This is a genomic window from Streptomyces sp. T39 (genome assembly GCF_008042045.1).
Taxonomy (GTDB): Bacteria; Actinomycetota; Actinomycetes; order Streptomycetales; family Streptomycetaceae; genus Streptomyces.
Window position 1 is genome coordinate 100,067 of the sequence record NZ_RDBP01000016.1, and the last position, 21,625, is coordinate 121,691.

Genomic DNA, 21,625 nt, shown 5'->3' on the forward strand with positions numbered 1-21,625 from the left:
CTCCGGGCGGGACGGCTCCTCCGGCGGACGCCGGCTTCTCAGGCAGCGGTGCGGGCGGTGAGCCGGGTCGCCCCGTCGAGGCACCAGTCGAGGACGGACGGCCAGGGCCCGTAGCCGTCGGGGATCGCCAGATGCCCCGTCCCGGGCAGCACGTCGGTGTCGCAGCCGAGGGGCAGGCCGTAGGCCTTGTCGGCGCCCTCGGGGCAGTACGGGTCGTCGTCGGAGCAGACCAGCCGGGCTGTCCCGGCGGCGAGGGAGAGGGCGTCCAGGTCGAGGGGGGCCGGTGTGAACGGGGCGATCACGTCCCAGGAGAAGGCACCGGGCCCCGGCGGGGCGACCAGCAGCAGCCGGTCGGCGAGTGTCGCGCCCCGCGCACGCGCCGCGAGATGGAGCCAGGTGACGCAGGCGAGGCTGTGGCAGATCACGATCCGCTCCCCGCGCATCGCCGCGAGCCCCTCCTCGACGGCGGCGGTCCACGCCGCGAGCGAGGGGCGGTCCGGGTCGGGCAGCTGGGGGTAGAGCACGTGCTCGCCGCGCCCGCGCAGACGCTGCGCCAGATCGTGCTGCCAGTGCTCGGCGGGCCGCCGGTTCTCCACGCCGTGGAGGATCAGAAAGCTGCGCATCCCCATGGGGCGCACTCTACAAACCGCTGTCACCGGCGCGAACACGTGTCCGCCCCGTGGACACGCGCCCTCCGGGAAGAGGGGATCGGCCAGGCGACTGACCCGCCTCAAGGGCCGGCCGCCCGCCGCCGAACCATGGGGAGACCACCGCTTCCCGGCGCCCGGTCCCGGCGCGCACCCGCCGCGCGGGCGGCCCGGGCGCGGTACCGACGGCACGGAGGAGAGACACACCATGGCGGAAGCGCGCGAGGGCACGCCGGTCTGGGCGGACGCGATGTTCGCGGACGTCGAGGCCGCGAAGACGTTCTACGCGGGCGTCCTCGGCTGGACGTTCGGCGAGTCGGCCCCGGAGTACGGCCACTACACCCAGGCGTACGCCGGCGGGAAGGCCGTGGCCGCCGTCGTACCGCCCATGCCGGGGCAGGACGGCATGGCCCAGTGGTGCCTGTACCTGGCGTCGCCCGACGCCTCCGCGGCGGCCGAGCGCATCCGGCGGCACGGCGGCACCGTGCTCATGGAGCCGATGCGGGTCGGTGACTTCGGCACGATGTGTCTGGCGCAGGACCCCGGCGGTGTCACCTTCGGCGTGTGGCAGGCCGGCCGCCACAAGGGGTTCGAGGCGACGGACGAGCCCGGCGCCTACTGCTGGGCCGAGGTCTTCACCCGCGAGCCGGCCGCGTCGGACGCCTTCTTCCCCGCGGTGTTCGGCTACGGGGTGCAGACGATGGCGGACGAGCAGATGGACTTCGCCGTCTACGGCTTCGACGGGGACCGGCCGGCCCTCGGGCGTATGGCGATGGCGGCCGGGGACTTCCCGCCCGAGGTCCCTTCGTACATCCAGGTGTACTTCGCCGTGCCGGACTGCGACCGTGCCGTGGCCATGGCTCAGGAGATGGGCGGACAGCTGGCCTTCGGGCCGATGAACAGCCCGTTCGGGCGGTTCGCGGCGGTCGTCGACCCGCAGGGCGCGGCGTTCGCCGTCATCGACGTCACGACGACCGAGGGCGAGATGCCCTCCTTCGCCTGAGCGGTGCCGTGCGGCGGCCGGCGCGCCGCCGGTGTTCCTCCCTGCTTCGCCGCTGCTGCGTCCCTGCTTCGTCCGAAAGGCGGCCCTGTTCGGGTGGCACCCGGCGCGCGAGGTGAACCGGTGGCACGGCGGTGGGAGTCATGCACCGGGCGCGCTTCCGCGCCCGTGAGGTCGTGAGACACAGAAGGAGCTTCCATGGGCCAGGGTGGCAATGTCATCGACGAGCTGACCGCCGATCACCGCGCGGTCGAGGATCTCTTCGAGCGGATCGCGGGCCTCGCCCCCGGCGATCCCGCGCTGCGCGGCCTCGCCGACGAGCTCACCAGGGAACTGGTCCGGCACTCGGTGGCCGAGGAGGAGCACTTCTACCCGGCTGTCCGCCGTTTCGTGGACGACGGCGACGACATGGCGGACAAGGAGCTGGCCGACCATGCCGAGGTCGAGCGGATGCTGAAGGACCTGGAGGACTGCCCCGCCGAGGACAGCCGCTTCGAGACGCTGATGGGCATGGTGCGGACCTCGGTGACCACGCACGTCTCCGACGAGGAGAAGCGGCTGTTCCCGCTGGTGGTGGAGTCGTGCCCGGCGCGCATCCTGGAGGAGCTCGGCGAACGCGTCCGCGCGGCCAGGGCGAAGGCGCCGGTGCACCCGCACCCGTCGGCCCCGGCGGGCGAGGCGTCCGGCCCGCTCGCCCCGGGAGCCGGCATGGTCGACCGCGTCCGCGACATGCTCGCCGGCCGCGGCGGCGCCCGCAGGTGACGGCCCGGCCCGCCTCGCCGCCCGGGGCGGCGCGGATACGTACCCCGCTGCGCGCCCCGGCGCGCCGAAGCCCCCGCGGCGGGCCGCCGCGGGGGACGTGAGCGTCGTGGGGGCGGCGGGCTCAGCCGCGCAGGAAGCCGTCGCCGTGGGCCGTGATGTGGCTCTCCAGCGCGGTCAGCGCCGCCTGGGTCCCCTCGGGCGTCCCGGTGCCGCGGCGTTCCGCGTAGTAGGCCGCCCCCAGCCTCTTCAGCAGGTCGTTGCCGGCCCGCTGCTGCTGGACCTCGTCCACCTTCTGCTTGCCCTGGTTCAGTGCCGACTGGGCCTGTTCCTTCGCGCGGTCCAGGAATCCGGACACGTTGCCTCCTCGTGGTCCTCGGTGCGGCCGAGTCGGGTCCTCGACGCTGCGGGAATGATCTCCGGACGGGCGGCGCGGCGCGCGGTGGCACGCCGGTGCGGCAGGACCGGCCGCCCGATCCGGTGGGCGGGGCGGCGCCGCCCGAGCGGGCCCGGCGACCGCTCCCCGGGTACCGTGCGGGCCCCGCACCACGCGCCCCGGCAGGGGCTGTGACCGGCTCCTGACCTGTCGTGACGGTCGGTTAGACTCGCGTGGATCACCGGCACACGACTGGCGGTGATCGCGCTTGTGCCGGTCCGGCGCGGCGGCCCGGCTCGCACGTGCCGGTGTCCCGCACCCGGCACGGCCGGCGGCGGCTCCCGCACCGAGTCCGCACAACCGGCGGGCGGCTCGTGCGTGGAACCGGGGTGAGGTGTGGTGCAACAGGTGCTCGTTGCCGGTCGTTACCGACTGGACAGACGCATCGGGCAGGGCGGCATGGGCGAGGTCTGGCAGGCCGCGGACGAGGTGCTCGGCCGGCCCGTCGCCCTCAAGCTGCTGCTCGGGGAGCATGCCGACGCGCAGGCCGCGGCCCGGTTCCGGCTGGAGGCGCAGACCGCCGCCCGGCTCAACCACCCGCATGTGGTCGCGGTGTTCGACTTCGGCACCTGGGACGGCCGCTTCTACCTGGTGATGGAGCTGATCCCCGGCCGGAGCCTGGCCGAGGAACTCGACGCCGCCGGGGGCCGCATGCTCGGCCCCGAGCGCGTCGCCGCCGTCGCGGCGCACACGGCGGCCGGCCTGGCCTCGGCGCACCGGCAGGGCATCGTCCACCGGGACATCAAGCCGGGGAACCTGCTGTCGGACTCCGAAGGCACCGTGAAGATCGCCGACTTCGGCATCGCCCGTTTCGTGAACGACCCGTCGGCCGCGCTCACCACCACCGGTCAGATCGTCGGCACCAGTCTGTATCTCGCCCCGGAACGCGCGCTCGGGCGGACGGCGGAGCCCGCGTCGGACGTGTACGCGCTCGGCTGTGTGCTCTACCAACTGCTGACCGGGCAGCCGCCGTTCCGTGCGGACACCCCGACCGCCACCCTCTATCAGCACATCGACGCGGTCCCCGTGCCGCCGGCCGAGCGGGGCTCCGGGCTCTCCCCCGCGTTCCAGAACTTCCTGCTCGGCATGCTCGCGAAGCAGCCGGAGGACCGGCCGGGCGCCGACGAGGTCGCCGCCTATTTCGCGTCCGACGCCTGGCAGGGCCGCTCCCGCCCGATGCCGGCCCCCCGGCCCGCGGCGGCGGCGCCCGCCGCTCCGCCGGCGGCGCCCGTTCCGCCCGGTGCCGGGGCGGGGCCGGCGACCACGTACATGCTGCCGGGCTCCCGGCCCCCCGGCCGCGGGCACCGCTCGCCGGGCGGCTCGCGGCCGGACGTGCGCGCCGCCTTCCGGCGCCGCCCGCGTGTGGCGACCGCCGTGGCGGGGGCCGTGGCGTTCACCGCGGCCGTGCTCATCGGCATGGCGCTCTTCTCCCCCGACGAGACCGCCGCGGGCACGCCGCTGACCGATCCCGCCCCGTCGGGGGCGGCGCAGGAGCCCGGAGGCGGGGCCGGGGCCACTCCCCCGCAGGATGCGCAGTCGGCGCCGCCCGGCACGGGCGCCACGGACGCCCCCGCGCAGGGCGTCACGGACGACGGCGGGACGCGGGACGACGGCGGCGCGCACAAGGACGGGCACAAGGAACGGAACAAGGACGACGACGAGGACGACTGACGTCCCGTCGGGCCGACCGCCGCCCTCGCGCGCCGTCCGGCCGGGGCCTCAGGCCGCGGACGTCCCCGGGGGGAACGCCTGCTCCGTCCAGATGGTTTTTCCGGACGGCGTGTAGCGGGTGCCCCACCGGTTCACCAACTGGGCGACGATGAACAGCCCGCGTCCGCCCTCGTCGTCGACGGTGCTGTGCCGAAGGTGCGGCGAGGTGTGGCCCGCGTCGGCGACCTCGCACAGCAGCGTGCGGTCGCGAATCAGGCGCAGTTGGAGGGGGCCCTCCGCGTACCGCACGGCATTGGTGACGAGTTCGCTGACGACGAGTTCGCAGCTGAACGCGAGATCGGGCAGACCCCAGGCGTCGAGCCGGCCGGTGACGAGTTCGCGGGCCCGGCCCGCGGAGGCCGGTTCGGCGGGCAGGTCCCATGCGGCGACCCGTTCCGCGTCCAGCGCCTTCGTGCGGACCAGCAGCAGCGCGGTGTCGTCCGGGGTGGTGCCCGGGGGCCGCAGTTCGGCCACCGCGCGGTCGCAGAGTTCCTCCAGGTCCGCCGTCGCCCGGCCGCCGAGCACGCAGCCGAGGGTGTCGAGGCCCTGATCGATGTCGCGGGAACGGGACTCGACCAGCCCGTCCGTGAACAGGGCCAGCAGACTGCCGACCGGGAGGTCGAACTCCATCGCCTCGAACGGCAGTCCCCCGAGCCCCAGCGGCGGCCCCGGGGGCAGTTCCGGGAAGGTGCGGCTGCCGTCGGGGTGCACGATCGCGGGCGGCAGATGGCCGGCCCGTGCCATGGTGCAGTGCCGCGAGACCGGGTCGTAGACGGCGTAGAGGCAGGTAGCGCCCGTGGTGACCTCGGGGTGGGGCCCGGCGGCCCCGCCCGTCCCCGCGGCGGCCCCGCCGGGCGGCACGGGTTGCGGATGGGTGTCGGGGGTGCGGCCGACCAGGTCGTCGAGGCGGGTCAGCAGCTCGTCGGGCGCCATGTCGAGCGTCGCGAGGGCCTCCACGGTCGTGCGCAGCCGTCCCATGGTGGCCGCCGCGGCGAGTCCGTGCCCGACGACGTCGCCGACGACGAGCCCGACCCGGGCACCGGAGAGCGGGATGACGTCGAACCAGTCGCCGCCCACTCCGGTGAGGTCGTCCGCGGGAAGGTACCGGTGGGCGACGTCGACCGCCGACTGGGGCGGGAGGTACTGGGGCAGCAGCTCCCGCTGGAGGGTGAGCGCGGCGGTGCGCTCCCCGGTGTAGCGGCGGGCGTTGTCGATGCCCAGGGCGGCGCGGGCGGTCAGTTCGTCGGCGAGCGCGACCTCGTCGCCGTCGAAGGTCCGGGGGCCGGCGGCGCGGCGGTAGCTGACGAGGCCCATCGTGGTGCCACCGCTGCGCAGGGGCACCACGAGGGTGGTGTCGTCGAGGACCCGGCCGCCGGAGGAGAGGCTGCGCAGCTGCGGCGAGCCGTCGGGGTACACCACGGCCTGCCCGTGCCCGGCGCGTTTCCCCGCCCCCGGTCCGGGGTGCTCCGCGGACCTCTCGGAGCGGGCGGCGACGCGGATCAGGTCCTGGGCCGCCGAGGGGCCGTGGAGGGGCTCGCCGCCCTCGACGGCGGCGCGCACCACGTCGACCGTGACCGAGTCGGCGAAGTCCGGCACGGCGACGTCCGCGATGGCCTGCGCGGTGGCGGGGACGTCCAGGGTGACGCCGATCCGCCGGCCGGCCTCGGCGAGCAGGGCGAGCCTGTTCTGCGCCTCGTGCCGGTCGGTGATGTCGAAGGCGTCCTCGCAGACGCCGAGGACGGTGCCGTCGTCGTCCTGGAGGCGGTAGTAGGAGCAGGACCACAGGTGGTCGCGCCGGGGGTCGCTGGGCAGTTTGGCGAGGAAGTGCAGGTCGAGGAAGGCCTCCCCGGAGTCGATGACCCGGCGCATGACCTCGTTGAGGGTGCGCGGCCCGCCCACCGTCCGGAAGACACCGTCGGGGTACAGCTGTTCGGCGGGTCTGCCCCGGTACTCGGCGAGGGGGCGTCCGACCTCGTGGTCGTGGGCGGCGTTGGCCCAGGTCAGCCGGAGGTCGGTGTCGTAGATCGCCAGCCCGAGCGGGGACTGGGTGGCCAGCCCGTGCAGCATCGCCTGCCGCGACCGGGCCTCCCGCGCGCGCTGCGCCTCCTCCATGACCAGGATCCTGGTCGCCCGGCCGCCGCCGGTCAGGGGGCACTCCAGGACGACGACGGGGATCCGCCGGCCGTCGGCATGGCGGGCGAACCGGGTGACACCGGCGTCCGGGCCGCCCGCGGCGTCGGCGGCGTCCGCGGGAGCCTCCAGGAAGGTGCCGGCGGGGCGCCCGGTGACGTCCTCGGCCCGGTGGCCGAGGAGCGCCTCCGCGGCCGGGCTCCAGCCGATCACGACATCGGGCGCGGCGAGGACCGCCGTGGCCGCCACGGCGATGTCGAACGGGCCGCGCAGGTCGGCGCCGTCCGGCGCTGTCCACGCGGTCCGCCTCGTCTTCGCCGGCGCCCACGGGTTCACGGCGGCCGGCACGGCACGGTTCATCCCCTCAAGAATCCGCCCGCCGGGCCGCCCCGCACAAGCCGGGCCGTGGCGCACCCGGCCCCTGCCGCAGGTCGCGGGGGTGCGCGGGGCTCGTCGCGAGGGCCGGGGGGCGGGCCGGTCAGGTGCCCGGAAGGGCCTGTTCCGCCCAGATCGTCTTGCCCGTGGGGCCGTACCGGGTGCCCCAGCACTCGGTGAGACTGGCGACCAGGAGCAGTCCGCGGCCGCCCTCGTCGAAGATCCGTGCGCGGCGCAGGTGGGGGGCGGTGCTGCTGCCGTCGGACACCTCGCAGATCAGGGCGGAGTCGCGGATGAGGCGCAGCCGGATGGGGGCGCCGCCGTAGCGGATGGCGTTGGTGACGAGTTCGCTGACCACCAGCTCCGTGGTGAACACGGCGTCGTCCAGTCCCCACTGCACCAGCTGCGCGGCGACGTGCTTGCGGGCCTGCGCGACGACGGACGGGTCGGCGGGCAGCTCCCAGGACGCGTGGTGCACCGAGTCGAGGCGTCCGGCGCGGGCGAGCAGCAGCGCGATGTCGTCGTCCGGACGCTCGGGGAGCAGGGCCGCCATCACGGCGTCGCAGGTGTCCTCCAGCGAACCGGACGGACGGGCGAGGGTCTCCCGCAGCACGGCGAGGGCCGCGTCGATGTCCCGGCCCGGGGTCTCGATCAGGCCGTCCGTGTAGAGGGCCAGGATGCTGCGCTCCGGCACCTCGAACTCCACCGCCTCGAAGGGCAGGCCCCCCACGCCGAGCGGCGGGCCGCTCGGCAGGGTGATGTGGGAGGCCGTGCCGTCCGGGCGGACGAGGACCGGCTCGGGGTGCCCCGCGCGCGCCATCGAGCAGCGGCCGGAGACCGGGTCGTAGACGGCGTACAGACAGGTCGCGCCGGCGACGGACGACCAGCCGCCCGGGTCGACCGACTCCTCCCGGTCCAGTTTGATCACCAGGTCGTCGAGCTGGGTGAGCAGTTCGTCGGGCGCCAGGTCCACGTCGGCCAGGGTGCGCACGGCGGTGCGCAGCCGGCCCATGGTCGCCGACGCCTGGACGCCGTGGCCGACGACGTCGCCGACGACCAGGGCGACCCGGGCGCCGGCGACGTCGCCGACGACCAGGGCGACCCGGGCGCCGGGCACCCACGGGCGGCGCGGGTGCGTCGGGGGCGGCGGCCGTGCCGGGGACCTGCTCCAGGGGGCGTTCGCCGCCCGTGGGTGCGGTGGTAGCCGGCGCCGTGGGCGCCGGGTTCCCGCCGTCGGCGTCCGGCGAGAGGGGCCGCACCGCGGAGCCCTCGCCCCCGGCGGACGTGCGGGCGGCCGCCGGCACGGTGTGGCTCGCGCCGCCGCCCCCGACGCACCCGCGCCGCCCGCCCCCACGGTCCCCGTGACCGTGTCCGCGCGCAGCCCGCGGGCCCTGCGGGCCCAGGCCCGCCGGCTGCACGCACGGGTGCGGGACGACGCCGCGCTGCGCCCCGTGGACGTCGGCCACTCGGCCTTCACCACCAGGTCGTCCCTGAAGAACCGCGGCGTCGTCCTGGCCGCCGACCGCGACGAACTGCTCGACGGTCTCGCCGCGCTGGCCGACGGCACGCCGTCGGCCCGGGTCGTCACCGGCACCGCCGCCGAGGGCGGCCGCGTGGTCTGGGTGTTCTCCGGCCAGGGCGCGCACTGGGTCGGCATGGCACAGGGCCTGTGGGAGACGAACGACGTCTTCGCCGCCCGCATGGACGAGTGCGAGCACCTGCTGCGCGAGTACGGCGGCTTCTCGCTGCGCGAGGTGCTCGGCGACGAGGCCGCGCTGCGGCGGATGGACGTCGTGCAGCCCGCCCTGTTCGCGGTCATGGTCTCGCTGGCCGAGGTCTGGCGGGCGGCGGGCGTGGCGCCCGACGCCGTCATCGGCCACTCGCAGGGCGAGATCGCCGCGGCGACCGCAGCCGGGATCCTCTCGCTGGCCGACGGCGTGCGCCTGATCGTCTCCCGTGCCCGGGTCATCACCGAGAAGCTGTCGGGCCGCGGTCTGATGGCCGTCCTCGATCTGCCCGCCGACCAGGTGGACCGGCCCGGGGTCGCGGTCGGAGCGGTCAACTCGCCCGGCACCGTGGTGATATCCGGCGACCCCGACGGGGTCCGCGCGGCCGTCGAGGACTGCCGTGCCAGGGACATCCGCGCCCGGATCGTCCCCGTCGACTACGCCTCCCACTGCGAGCACGTCGAGTCGATCCGCGACGAGGTCCTCGCCGGCGTCGCCGGCGCGGCGACGCGGGACACCGGTGTCGCCTTCTACTCCACCGTGGTCGCGGGCCGGGTCGACCCCTCGGCCCTCGACGCCGAGTACTGGTACCGCAACCTGCGCGAGCCGGTGCGCTTCGCCGACACCGTCCAGGCGCTGACCGCCGACGGGTACGGCGTGTTCGTCGAGGTCAGCCCGCATCCGGTGCTGACCATGCACATCGCGGCCACGGTCGGGTCGGCGATCGTGCAGCCCACGCTGCGCCGTGACGAGGACGAGGCCCGGCGACTGATGCTGTCCATGGCCGAGCTCCACAGCCGGGGCGTCGACGTGGACTGGCGGGGCCACTTCCCTGGCGCCCGGCGCGTGGCGCTGCCCGCGTACGCCTTCCAGCGCGAGACCCACTGGGTCGGCACGGCCGGTGCGGGGACGGCCCCGGTGCCGGCCGGCGCGCCCGTCCCGGCGTCCGCCGCCCCGGCCGCCGCGCGGTCGTCCGCTCCCGTGTCCGGCACGACCGAGCGGGACCTGTGGACGCTGGTCCGCGGCGAGGCGGCGGTGGTGCTCGGCCACTCCGACGCCGAACGGATCGGCGCGGACAGCACCTTCAAGGAGCTGGGCTTCGACTCGGTGACCGTGGTCCAGCTCCGCGACCGGCTCAACGCGGCGACCGGCCTGGAGATGCCCGCCTCGCTGGCCTACGACCACCCGACACCCGCCGCCGTCGTGCGGCATCTCGGCGAGCGGCTCCTCGGCCCCGCGGACGGCACGGCGGCCCGGGAGCAGACGGCGCCCGCACCGGCCGACGACGAGCCGATCGCGATCGTGGGCATGAGCTGCCGGCTGCCGGGCGGGGTGACCACCCCCGAGGACCTGTGGCGGCTGGTCGCCGACGGCGTCGACGCGATCACCGGCTTCCCCGAGGACCGGGGCTGGCGCACCGACGCGGACGCCGGTTTCCTCCCCGCCGGCGGATTCCTCGACGGCGCGGCCGACTTCGACGCGGGCTTCTTCCGCATCAGCCCGCGCGAGGCCCTCGCCATGGACCCGCAGCAGCGGCTCGCCCTGGAGGCGGTCTGGGAGGCGCTGGAGCACGCGGGCCAGGATCCGGCCGCCCTCCGCCGCACCGGCACCGCCGTGTTCATGGGCGCCATGGCCCAGGACTACCTGCCCCGTCTCCAGGACGTCCCGGAGAACCTCGCCGGGCACGCGCTCACCGGCGGGTCCGGCAGCGTGGTGTCCGGACGCATCGCGTACTCCCTCGGCCTGGAGGGGCCCGCGGTCACCGTCGACACGGCCTGCTCCTCCTCGCTGGTCGCCGTGCATCTGGCCGCCCAGTCGCTGCGGTCGGGGGACAGCTCCCTCGCCCTCGCGGGCGGTGTGACCGTGATGTCCACCCCCGGCATGTTCACCGAGTTCGCCCGGCAGGGCGGCCTCGCGTCGGACGGCCGGTGCAAGGCGTTCTCCGACGAGGCCGACGGCACCGGCTGGTCGGAGGGTGTCGGCGTGCTGGTGCTGGAGCGGCTGTCGGACGCGCGCCGCAACGGCCGCCGCGTCCTCGCCGTGCTGCGCGGCAGCGCGATCAACCAGGACGGCGGCAGCAACGGCCTCACCGCGCCCAACGGCCCCTCCCAGGAACGCGTCATCCAGCAGGCCCTCGCCGCCGCCGGTCTCTCCCCGGACGCGGTGGACGCGGTCGAGGCGCACGGCACCGGCACCGGCCTCGGCGACCCGATCGAGGCCCAGGCACTGCTCTCCGTCTACGGGCAGGACCGCGAGGACCCGCTGTGGCTGGGGTCGCTCAAGTCCAACATCGGGCACACCCAGGCGGCAGCCGGTGTCGCCGGCATGATCAAGATGATCATGGCGATGCGCGAGAACGTGCTCCCGAGGACGCTGCACGCCGAGCAGCCCTCGCGCCGGGTCGACTGGTCGTCGGGCGCCGTACGGCTGCTGGACGAGCGGCGCGACTGGCCGTCCCGGCCGGACCGCCCCCGCCGCGCGGGCGTCTCGTCCTTCGGCATCAGCGGCACCAACGCGCATGTGATCATCGAGCAGGGCGACCTCCCGGAGCCCGCCGCGCCCGACGCGGCCCCGCCCCGCGGCGCCCTGGTGTGGCCGGTCTCGGCCCACAGCGCCAAGGCCCTCGCCGCGCAGGCCCGCAAGCTGGCCGCAACCCTGACGGCCCCCGGCACCGACGCCACCCACGCCGGGACCGCGCTCGACGCCGGCACCGACGCCATCCACGCCGGGACCGCGCTCGACGCCGGCACCGGCGCCACCGCGTCCGAGGCCCCCGGCACCACCCCCGAGGCCGAGGCCTCCGCTTCCGCGCCGGCCCCCGAGGCGACCGCCCCCGCGGCGACGGCGGCCGGCCCCGAGGCGGCATCCCGCGCCGCCGGGGTCGCCGTGGCGCTGGCCACGGGCCGCACCGCCTTCGACCACCGCGCGGTGGTCGTCGGCGCGGACGGCCAGGACCTCCTCGCCGGGCTGGAGGCGCTCGCCGACGGGCGCAGGGACGCCGCCGTGGTGACCGGCCATGCCCCGGTCGCACCCGGTGTCGGCGTGCTCTTCTCCGGGCAGGGCAGCCAGCGCCTGGGCATGGGACGCGAACTGAGCGCCGCCTTCCCGGTGTTCGCCGCCGCCTGGCGCGAGGTCTGCGACGCGCTCGACCCCCTGCTGGAACACCGGATCGACGACGTGGTCGCGGCCGAGCCCGGTTCGGCGTCCGCCGCCCTGCTCGACGGCACCGCGACGACGCAGCCCGCGCTCTTCGCCTTCGAGGTGGCCGCCTACCGGCTGCTGACCTCCCTCGGCGTGGAGCCCTCGGTGCTCGTCGGCCACTCCATCGGCGAACTCGCCGCCGCCCATGTCGCCGGGGTGTTCTCCCTGGACGACGCCGCACGGCTGGTCGCCGCGCGCGGGCGGCTGATGGGCGCGCTGCCGCCCGGCGGGGCCATGGTGGCCGTGCAGGCCGGCGAGGACGAGGTCCGGGCCGCACTGGCCGGACACGAGCACGCCGCCTCCGTCGCCGCCGTGAACGGCCCGGCCGCCGTGGTGGTCTCCGGCGACGAGGACGTCGTCGAGGAGATCGCGGCGTCCCTCGCGGCCGAGGGACGCAAGACGAGCCGGCTGAGGGTCTCGCACGCCTTCCACTCGCCCCTGATGGACCCCATGCTGGAGGAGTTCCGGCAGGTCGCCGAGTCGGTCGCCTACGCCCCGGCACGCATCGCGGTCGTGTCGGACGTGACCGGCGCCGTCGCCGAGCCGGGGGAGCTGGAGAACCCCGAGTACTGGGTGCGGCACGTCCGCGAGGCCGTGCGCTTCGCCGACGGCGTCGTCGCCGCCGTCAAGGCCGGCGCCGGCGCGCTGGTCGAGGTCGGCCCGGACGGCGTGCTGTCCGCGATGGCGGGCGACACCCTCGCCGACACCGGTGCGACGGCGGTCCCCCTGGTCCGCAAGGGCCGTCCGGAGTCCCGTTCGGCGGCCGAGGCCCTGGCCCGTCTGCACGTCGCAGGTGTCCCGGTCGACTGGCGGGCCTACCTGGAGGCCGTCGGCGTGACCGCCGCCCCCGCCGCCCTGCCCACCTACGCCTTCGACCACCAGCGCTACTGGGCACGGCAGGCCGAGCCCGGGAGCGACGTCGCGGGCGCCGGACTGGACCCGGTCGCCCACCCCTTCCTCTCCGCCCTGACCGAACTCGCCGCCGGCGATCAGACGGTGTTCAGCGGACGGATCGACCCGGCCGCCGATTCCTGGCTCGCCGACCACGCGATCTTCGGCACCACCGTCTTCCCCGGCGCCGCCCTGGTCGAGACCGCACTGCACGCCGCCGGGGCCGCCGGCTGCCCCACGGTCGAGGAGCTGACCCTGCACGCGCCGCTGACGTTCGCCGACGGCGCCGTCCGGTTCCAGGTCGTCGTCGGCGCCACCGAGAAGGGCGGGCGGCGCCCCGTCGAGGTGTACTCCCGGCCGGAGTCCGCCCCCGCCGGCGCGTGGACCCGGCACGCCGCCGGACACGCCGTCCCGCGTCCCGTCGCACCGCCCGCCGCCGCGGAACAGTGGCCGCCGCGGGACGCCGTCCCGGTCGACCTCCCCGCGCTCTACCCGGAACTGGCCGGCCGCGGCTACGGCTACGGTCCCGCCTTCCAGGGGCTGCGCTCGCTGTGGCGCCTCGGGGACGAGATGTTCGCGGAGGTCCTGCTGCCCGACCACGTCCCGCACGCCACGGACGGGTTCGCCGTCCACCCGGCCCTGCTGGACGCCGCGCTGCACCCCGTGCTCACGCTGGTGACGTCGGACGACGCGGACCGGGCGATGCTGCCGTACGCCTGGTCGCACGTCTCCTGCCACGCGCCCGGCAGGGGTCTGCTGCGGGTCCGCGTCGCCCGGATCGGGGCCGCCGAGGTCTCGGTGGCGGTCACCGCCGCCGACGGCACCCCGGTCCTGACCGTCGAGTCGCTGGCCCTGATGCCCGCGTCGGCCGGCCGGCTGGCCGGCGGTTCCGCCGCCGACTCCCTGTTCACGGTGCGCTGGTCGCCGGTGGACGCCGGTGAGCACCGGGCCGCCGAGGGCGACGGGCCCGCCGACGTCGTGCACCTCGACGCGGGCCCGGGCGACGCCCCCGAGGCGGCACGGGCGAGCGCCCGCGAGGCGCTCGCACTGGTCCAGCGGCGCCTGGCGGACCACCACGACCGGCCCCTGGTCCTGGTGACCAGGAACGCGGTCTCCGTCCTGCCCGGCGAGACACCGGACCTGGCCCTCGCCCCGGTGTGGGGCCTGGTGCGCTCCGCCCAGGGCGAGCACGCCGGCCAGTTCGTCCTCGTCGACACCGACGGCAGCGAGGAGTCGCTGCGCGCCCTTCGGACCCTGGACGTCCGCGTACCCGAACTCGCCCTCCGTCACGGCCGTGCCTACGCCCCGGGGCTGATCCCGGTGCCCGCCCCGTCCGCCCCGCGCACGGCCTTCGACCCGGACGGCACGGTACTGCTCACCGGCGCCACCGGAGGACTGGGGGCCCTGCTCGCCCGGCACCTGGTCACCGAGCACGGGGTGCGCAGGCTGCTGCTGCTCAGCCGCTCCGGCGCGGCCGGCCCCGCCGCCGAACTCACCGCGCTCGGCGCCGAGGTCACGCACGCGGCCTGCGACGTCTCCGACCGGGACGCGCTGGCCCGTCAGCTGGCGCTCGTCCCGCAGGACGCGCCGCTCACCGCGGTCGTCCACATGGCCGGCGTGCTGGACGACACGACCGTCGAGTCGCTGACCGGGGAGCGCATCGACCGGGTGTTCGCGCCCAAGGCCGACGCCGCCTGGCATCTGCACGAGCTGACCGAGCACATGGACCTGTCGGCCTTCGTGCTGTACTCGTCGGTCGTCGGAGTGATCGGCAACGCCGGCCAGGCCAACTACGCGGCCGCCAACGTCTTCCTGGACGCGCTGGCCGAGCACCGCACCGCCGCGGGCCTGCCCGGACTCTCGCTGGCCTGGGGCCCGTGGGAGATCGGCATGGCGAGCACGCTCGGCCAGGCCGACCTGGCGCGCTTCCGCCGCCACGGCATGGCGCCGCTCGCCGCGGAGAAGGGCACCGCCCTGTTCGACGCCGCACTCGCCGCGGACGAGACGCTCCAGCTGCCGCTGGAGATCGACCGGTCGTCCCTGTGGCAGGACACCGTGCCCGCCCTGCTGCGCACGCTGGTCCGGCCCGTCCGGGCCGCCGTGCCCGCCGGGCCCCCGGCCGCCGCCGCCTCCGCCGCGGCGGAGGAGGAGGACGGTCTGTCCCCGATGGCGCGGCGGCTGGCCGCCCTCGAACCGGAGGAGCAGCGCGAGGAACTGGTGGCACTCCTGCTGGAGACGGCGGCCACGGTGCTCGGCTACCCGTCCGCCGACGACATCGACGCCGACATGTCCTTCCAGGAGATCGGGTTCGACTCCCTCAGCGGTGTCGAGTTCCGCAACCAGGTGAAGCAGGACACCGGTGTGCACGTCCCGGCGACGGTGATCTACAACTACCCGACCCCCGCAGCGCTGGCCGAACGCCTGCGCGAACTGCTGTTCCCCGAGCCGGAGTCCGCGCAGGACGCGGACGGGGCCGCCGGCCCGCCCGACGGCGGGGCCGGGACCGCCGGCCCGGACGGGACCGGCCAGGCGGACGAGATCGACGAGATCGACGAACTGGACATCGAGGCACTCGTGCAGCGGGCGATCTCCGAATGAGCAGCCCGTGCCCCCGGGTGACCGACGTGGAAGTGGTGGAGTGATGAAACCGGAAGACCTGAAGGCCGTGCGCGCGTTCGTCAAGGAGTGTCTCGACGGACGGCACGCGGAGCTCGACGCGCTCGACGACAAGCCGTCGGACATCTACGAGCGCTTCCGCGGGACCGGACTGGCCAACTGGTGGCTGCCCGAGGAGTTCGGCGGCCGGGGACTCACGCTCGAGGACAGCGTCGAGATCGTGAACGAGATCGCCTACGGCGACGCGGGCGCGGCCTTCACGCTCTTCATCTCGGTCCTCGGCACCAGCATGGTGCAGCTGTACGGCTCCGACGAGCTCAAGGCCCGGTACCTCGAACCGATGGCGGCCCGCGGCTCGTTCTGCGCGACCCTCGGCAGCGAGCGGAACGCGGGCAGCGAACTGGGCAGGATCGAGACGGTGGTCGCCGCGGACGGCGGCGAACTCGTCGTCACCGGAGAGAAGTTCTTCTCCACCAACACCGACTTCGCCGACTTCCTGATCGTCGTCGCCCGCTCGGCCGAGGACCCCGAGGCCTACCACGCCGTCCTGATCCCGCGCGACACGCCCGGCGTCGAGATCGTGAAGCGGTGGGACGTCATCGGCCTGCGCGCCTCGTACACGTACCAGGTCGCCCTGAACGGCTGCCGCGTCCCCGCCGGGAACCGTCTCGACGGCTCGGGTCTGCGGCTGCTGGAGATCGGCCTCAACGCCAGCCGGATCCTGATCGCCGCCACGGCCATCGGGATCGCCCGCCGCATCCGGGACCACTGCATGACGTACGCCCGGACCAAGCCGCTGCGCGACGGCGTCCTGATGGAGAACCCGGTCTTCGCACAGCGTCTCGGACAGATGGAGATGCAGATCGACGTCATGAAGAGCCACTGTCTGCGCGCCGCCCGCGACTACGACGCGATCATGGCGGACCCGTCCGCGCCTGCCCTCTTCCACCGGCAGGGCACCCTGAAGTCCGCCCTGACCGCCAAGATGTTCTGCGGCCAGGCGGGCTGGGACGTGGCCTCCGTGGGGTCGGAGATGTTCGGCGGCCTCGGCTACACCGACGAGCTGCCCATCGGGAAGCTGATGCGGGACATCCGCTACGTCTCCCTCGTCGAGGGCGGCGACGACGTCCTGCGCGACCTGCTCTACAGCCGCTACGTGATCCCGGTGCCGCGCCGCTCGTAGGAGGGGACGACGGCCGGCGCCCCGCACGGGGGCGCCGGCCGTCGTCGGTGTCTGAAGGGCCTTTCGTCCGGACCGTGGCACGCGCGAGCCCGCCACGATCGGGACGAGAGGCCCGAAGCGGGCTGCGGAAGGAGCGTCGTCCGCCCTAAGGACGGGCGGGACTCTCGCAGCACGCCCTACGGCACCTCGGCCTCGAAGAGGGCCGTGCTGCCGTGCACGGTGAGCCTGTGGCCGGGGAAGCGGGCGCCCAGCTCCGCGCGGAGGTCGTCGAGGCTGTCCTCGGCGTTGTGCATCACACCGCGCCAGTTCCAGAACGGGACGACGGCCCGCGCGGCCGGACCCACCGGGACGCCCTTGCCGAGCACGGTGGCGCCGAAGATCCGCCCGCCGGGACGGACGCACGCCGCGACGTTGTCCAGGACCACGGCCTTGTCGCGGATGGTGCCCGGCACACAGTGCAGCAGGAAGTTGAGCGACGCGGAGCCGAAGGACCGCTCCGGCAGCGGCAGCGGCTCCAGCGCGTTGGCCCGGACCGTGCTGACGTCGAAACGGGCCAGCCGGCGTGCCGCGTGCCGCAGCGAGTGCTCGTTCAGGTCCGCCAGGGTGATGGACTGCTGCGGCGCGGTGCGGCAGGTGTCCAGGAAGTAGCCGGTGCCCACCCCGACGTCCAGGTGCCGGTCGGACACGTTGCGGTCGAACATCGCGACCACCTCGGGCACCGGGACCCGGAAGAGGAACCGGCAGTTGATCTTGAAGGCCACCAGGTCGTAGAGGGGCAGCGTCCACGGCCGGTAGATGGCCTGGCCTGCGCGTACCTGGTCCGGGTGGGGCGAGGTGGTCACGTGGAACCTCCGGCCGGAGGGGGGCGAATCCGTCTGGCTCCGACTATACGCGGCGCAAGTGGCCGCACCCTCGGCGCACTTGCCCTCCGCGCACCGCGTCGCACGGTCCTCGCGGGCACGCCCGGGCGGTGCGTGCGCGGGCCCGTGCCGGACGCGCGCCGGCCGGCCCGGGGCGGGTGCCCGGACCGGCCGGCGGCGGTGTGCGGTGTCAGGCCGCGGCGCAGGCGGCGCCGTCGAGGGTGAATGCGGCCGGGGCCGGGTTCGTCGCCCCCTTGGTGCCGATGAAGCCCACCGTGACCGAGCCGTTCGGCGCGATGGTGGAGGTGTACGAGGCGGGGGAGACGCTCACCGTGCCGGCGGACTGCGTGGCGGTGCCGCCCCACATGGTGGCGACGGTCTGCCCGCCGGTGAAGGCGAAGCCCAGCCGCCAGCCGTCGATCGCGGCCGTGCCGGTGTTGCGCACGACGATCTCGCCCTGGAAGCCGCCCTGCCACTCGCCCACCACCCGGTAGCCGACCGAGCAGGCGGCGCCGGGCGTGCCGCCCTCGTCCGTGGTGACCTGCACCGTCGCGGAGCGCGCCGAGCGGTTGCCGGCCGCGTCGCGGGCGTAGACGGCGAAGGTGTAGGCGGTGTCCGCCGTCAGGCCGGTGACGGTGACCTGCGGGCTGACCGAGGAGGCGGCCTTCGTCTCGGTGGTGCCGCTGACGCGGACCACGTCGTAGCCGGTGACGCCGACGTTGTCGGTGGACGCCGCCCAGGCGAGGGTCGCGGAGTCGGCGGTCACGGCCGAGGCGGCCGGGGTGCCGGGGGCGGTCGGGGCCTCGTCGTCGCCGGTGGCGCCGCCGAAGACCGTCGCCTCCTCGGAGGTCTCGGCGATGCCGTTCACGCCGTTGAAGATGCGCTCGCCCCAGGAGCTGAGACGGCTCGGGTCGAAGTCGAGGACCAGGTCGAGGATCGGGTCGGTGTTGCCGCTCCAGGACCAGGCGAGGTAGCCGAGGTCGAGCCGCTCGGCGGCGGCCATCATGGTGTCCTCGTCGGGGTCGCCCCACTGGTCGCCCGGTCCGCCGAACTCGCCGATGAGGATCGGCAGTCCCGCCGCGACGAAGCCGTTCAGGTAGTCGTTGATCTCCTGCGCGGTGTCGAAGACGCTGTACATGTGGATGGAGAAGATCAGGTTGCCGGTGGTGTCGGCGTCGTAGACGGCCTGGGCGTTGGCCTTCATCACGCCCTGCCAGTCCTGGCCCCAGTTGGGGGCGTCCACCATGATCGTGTGCTGGAAGCCGGCGGTGCGCAGCTTCTTCACGGCGGCGATCGTCGGGTCGGTCCAGCCGGCCGGGTCGGTGTTGCCCCAGGGCTCGTTGCCGATGTTGACGATGACGTAGTCCTCCTCGCCGGCCAGTACGTCCTTCAGGCCGATCCAGTAGTCGGCGGCGTGGTCCAGCGTCCCGGCCGCCGCGTCCTCGCCGTAGCCCGTGGTGTCGTGCACCTCCAGCACGCAGATCAGCCGGTTGGCCTTGCAGTCCGCGACGACGGCGGCCACGTCGGCGGGGCTGTTCTCGGACCAGCGGTGGCCGTCGGAGAGGACGACCCGGACGCTGTTGGCGCCCTTGGCCTTGATGTCGGCGAGCGACTGCGTCTCGCCCGGGTACCAGGTGTGGGCGTGGTTGACGCCGCGCATCACGAAGTCGTTGCCGTTCGCCTCCAGCAGGCGCCCGTCGCTGATGTGCAGGCCCGTCGCGAGCGCCGCGGCGGTCCGGGCCTGCGCGGCGGTGGCGCCGAAGGCGCCGAGGAGGACGAACCCGACGAGGGTGGCCAGCCCCGTCAGCAGGGCTACGGCGGTTCGGGACCGTGTGGTGCTCGTACGCGTCGTGCTTCTCGTTCTCACTGAGACTCCAGAAGGTGGGCGCCGGGTCGTGGTCGACATGTGCATGGGAGCGCTCCCATGCGTGGGGAAAGGTGCGTGGGAGCGCTCCCATGAAGACAGGCCGCCGGTAACACGTCAAGAGTTCGGACAGCCCCTTCCGCCGTCCGCTTGCCCGACTGCGGGTTGCGCAGCGAACCGTCCGGCTGCGCCGCCCACCGCTGCGCACCCGACCCGTTGCACGTCCACCACTGCACCTTCGTGCCGTCCGCCGAGCCGCCGCCGCTCACGTCCAGGCAGCCGCCCAGCGCACGCACCGAGCCGTCACCCGGCACCTGCCACGTCTGCGCGGCGGAACCGTTGCACGTCCACAACTGCACCTGCGTACCCTCCGCGGCCACACCGCCCTTCACGTCGAGGCACTTGCCGTTCACCCCCTTCACCGCCGCGGACGCCGGCGGCGCGCCGGTGCTGCGGACGCGGATGTCGCGGAAGGAGACGGTGTCGCCGTCGCCGTGGTTCTGGAGGCCGACGTGGCCCTGGCGCAGGCTGCGGGCGGGGTCGGTGTTGGTGAAGTCGTTGATCCGGGTCCCGTTGAGGAAGACCTCCAGGCGTTCGCCGGTGACCCGGATCTCGTAGGTGTTCCATTCGCCGGGCGGGTTGAGCGCCGCGTCGCGGGCGGCGGTGTCGGCGGACCGGTATCCGTAGACCGAGCCGGTGGTGCGGTCCGGGGAGTCGGTGGCGTCGATCTGGATCTCGTAGCCGTTGTTCACGGCCGACCAGGGGTCGGTGGAGGCGGGGAAGCCGACGAAGACGCCGGAGTTGTCGTCGCCTTCGGCGCGCCAGTCGAGTTTGAGCGACCAGTCCCCGGTCAGTTCGCGGCCGGAGTACCACAGCAGACCGAGGCCGCCCTGTGAGGTGAGCGTGGAGTCGGCGAGCGAGAACGAGCCGGGGCCCGCCTGCTGCCAGCCGGCCGTGCTGCCGTCGAAGAGGGATTCGTACCCGTTCTCCGGGCGGCAGTCGGCCCGGGTCATGCCGGCGGCCCAGCGGATCCCGCCGAGGACGTGGCGCCGGAGGGCGGGCTCGGACCAGGACTCGTCGGTGTGGCCGCCGCCGGTGTAGAAGGCCCGGCCTCCCTCGTAGTCCTTGCACCAGGCGATCGGGTGGTCGCCGGACATGGAGCCGCCGGTGTAGCTGGACTCGTCGAGCGAGGCGAGGACGTGGGCGGTCGTGCGGGGGTTGGTGCGGTAGTTGTACCACTCGTCGAAGCGCTGCCAGGACGTGCCGAGGTGGGCGGTGGCGTCGTGCGCGCGGTTCTCGACCTTGACGGTGGCGGTCTGGTTGTGCGGGTGCGACTGGAACAGGGCGCCCGCCAGTCCTGCGTAGAAGGGCCAGTCGTATTCGGTGTCGGCGGCCGCGTGCACGCCCACGTAGCCGCCGCCGGAGCGGATGTACTGCTCGAACGCCGTCTGCTGGGTGCCGTCGAGCACGTCGCCCGTGGTGGAGAGGAAGACGACGGCCCGGTAGCGGGCGAGGTTGGCAGTGGTGAAGGCGTTGGGGTCCTCGGTGGCGTCGACGGTGAAGTTGTTGGCGCCGCCGAGTTGGTGCAGGGCGGCCAGTCCGTCGTCGATGGACGAGTGGCGGAAGCCGGCCGTCCTGGAGAAGGCCAGGACCCGGTACGCGGGGTCGGCCGCGGCCGCGGCGGGCGCCGGCCGGGGGGCCGGGGCGGACGGTGCCGCCGACGCCGCGGCGGGCAGGGCGGCTCCCGCCCAGAGCAGTGCCGCCGCGCCGAGCCAGGCGCCCGTGCGGGCCAGGGGGCGCCGCGTCCGGGCCGTCCGGGGCGTCGTCGTGTGCGTCGCGGTGTGCCGTGTGAGGTGCCGTGTGAAGTGTCGCATCGTCTGTGGCCTCCTTCCTGCTACGGCAGGATCCATCGCTGGTTCGGTCCGTCGTGGCAGGTCCACAGGTGGACCCGGGTGCCGTCGTTCCAGGTCGAGCCCTCCGCGTCCAGGCACTTGCCCGACTGCGGGTTGCGCAGCGAACCGTCCGGCTGCGCCGCCCACCGCTGCGCACCCGACCCGTTGCACGTCCACCACTGCACCTTCGTGCCGTCCGCCGAGCCGCCGCCGCTCACGTCCAGGCAGCCGCCCAGCGCACGCACCGAGCCGTCACCCGGCACCTGCCACGTCTGCGCGGCGGAACCGTTGCACGTCCACAACTGCACCTGCGTACCCTCCGCGGCCACACCGC

At 74.8% G+C, this 21,625-nt stretch carries 12 protein-coding genes and 1 pseudogene; 5 read left to right on the forward strand and 8 right to left on the reverse strand.

The window, feature by feature from the left end:
- Positions 1-38 precede the first annotated feature (38 nt).
- Positions 39-629, reverse strand: a complete 591-nt coding sequence (locus EAO77_RS19105) for an RBBP9/YdeN family alpha/beta hydrolase (RefSeq protein ID WP_147989499.1) — start codon at positions 627-629, stop codon at positions 39-41.
- 226 nt (positions 630-855) lie between these two features.
- On the opposite strand from EAO77_RS19105, the gene EAO77_RS19110 reads away from it, so the two are divergent.
- On the forward strand, positions 856-1,650 hold the full coding sequence (locus EAO77_RS19110; protein ID WP_147989500.1) for a VOC family protein: 795 nt from the start codon (positions 856-858) through the stop codon (positions 1,648-1,650).
- Positions 1,651-1,845: 195 nt separating this feature from the next.
- Positions 1,846-2,409 (forward strand): hemerythrin domain-containing protein, encoded by a 564-nt coding sequence (locus EAO77_RS19115; protein ID WP_147989501.1) that lies wholly within the window; start codon positions 1,846-1,848, stop codon positions 2,407-2,409.
- A 121-nt stretch (positions 2,410-2,530) separates the two neighbouring features.
- Here EAO77_RS19115 and EAO77_RS19120 read toward each other — a convergent pair whose 3' ends face one another.
- Positions 2,531-2,764, reverse strand: coding sequence for a hypothetical protein (locus EAO77_RS19120; protein WP_147989502.1), 234 nt, complete (start codon positions 2,762-2,764; stop codon positions 2,531-2,533).
- Positions 2,765-3,190: 426 nt separating this feature from the next.
- Between EAO77_RS19120 and EAO77_RS19125 the strand changes: the two genes are divergently transcribed.
- The gene (locus EAO77_RS19125) at positions 3,191-4,513 is read left to right on the forward strand and encodes a serine/threonine-protein kinase (protein ID WP_187283305.1); all 1,323 of its coding nucleotides are present in this window, start codon (positions 3,191-3,193) and stop codon (positions 4,511-4,513) included.
- Positions 4,514-4,561: 48 nt separating this feature from the next.
- Here the strand turns inward: EAO77_RS19125 and EAO77_RS19130 are convergent, their stop codons facing one another.
- Together EAO77_RS19130 and EAO77_RS19135 are read right to left on the reverse strand one after the other, a co-directional pair.
- Positions 4,562-7,042, reverse strand: a complete 2,481-nt coding sequence (locus tag EAO77_RS19130; RefSeq protein ID WP_147989503.1) for a SpoIIE family protein phosphatase — start codon at positions 7,040-7,042, stop codon at positions 4,562-4,564.
- A 118-nt stretch (positions 7,043-7,160) separates the two neighbouring features.
- Positions 7,161-8,138 (reverse strand): annotated as a pseudogene (locus EAO77_RS19135) (SpoIIE family protein phosphatase); the annotation flags it as partial.
- A gap of 280 nt (positions 8,139-8,418) precedes the next feature.
- On the opposite strand from EAO77_RS19135, the gene EAO77_RS19140 reads away from it, so the two are divergent.
- Together EAO77_RS19140 and EAO77_RS19145 are read left to right on the forward strand one after the other, a co-directional pair.
- Positions 8,419-15,474, forward strand: a complete 7,056-nt coding sequence (locus EAO77_RS19140; protein WP_187283306.1) for a type I polyketide synthase — start codon at positions 8,419-8,421, stop codon at positions 15,472-15,474.
- Between the two features lie 43 nt (positions 15,475-15,517).
- Positions 15,518-16,675 carry an acyl-CoA dehydrogenase family protein gene (locus EAO77_RS19145; protein ID WP_147989505.1) on the forward strand — a complete coding sequence of 386 codons (1,158 nt, stop codon included), beginning with the start codon at positions 15,518-15,520 and terminating at the stop codon, positions 16,673-16,675.
- Between the two features lie 176 nt (positions 16,676-16,851).
- Here the strand turns inward: EAO77_RS19145 and EAO77_RS19150 are convergent, their stop codons facing one another.
- The 4 genes from EAO77_RS19150 to EAO77_RS19165 all read right to left on the reverse strand — a co-directional run.
- The gene (locus tag EAO77_RS19150) at positions 16,852-17,517 is read right to left on the reverse strand and encodes a class I SAM-dependent methyltransferase (protein WP_147989506.1); all 666 of its coding nucleotides are present in this window, start codon (positions 17,515-17,517) and stop codon (positions 16,852-16,854) included.
- Between the two features lie 208 nt (positions 17,518-17,725).
- Complete coding sequence (locus EAO77_RS19155; protein ID WP_261994023.1) at positions 17,726-19,402, reverse strand: cellulase family glycosylhydrolase; 1,677 nt, start codon at positions 19,400-19,402, stop codon at positions 17,726-17,728.
- A complete protein-coding gene (locus EAO77_RS19160; protein ID WP_147989507.1) occupies positions 19,399-21,273 on the reverse strand; it encodes a ThuA domain-containing protein in 1,875 nt (624 codons plus the stop codon). Before EAO77_RS19160 ends, EAO77_RS19155 begins: the two co-directional genes overlap by 4 nt.
- Before the next feature lie 20 nt (positions 21,274-21,293).
- Positions 21,294-21,625 (reverse strand): RICIN domain-containing protein (locus EAO77_RS19165; protein ID WP_147989531.1); only part of this gene is annotated, 332 nt, incomplete at its 5' end.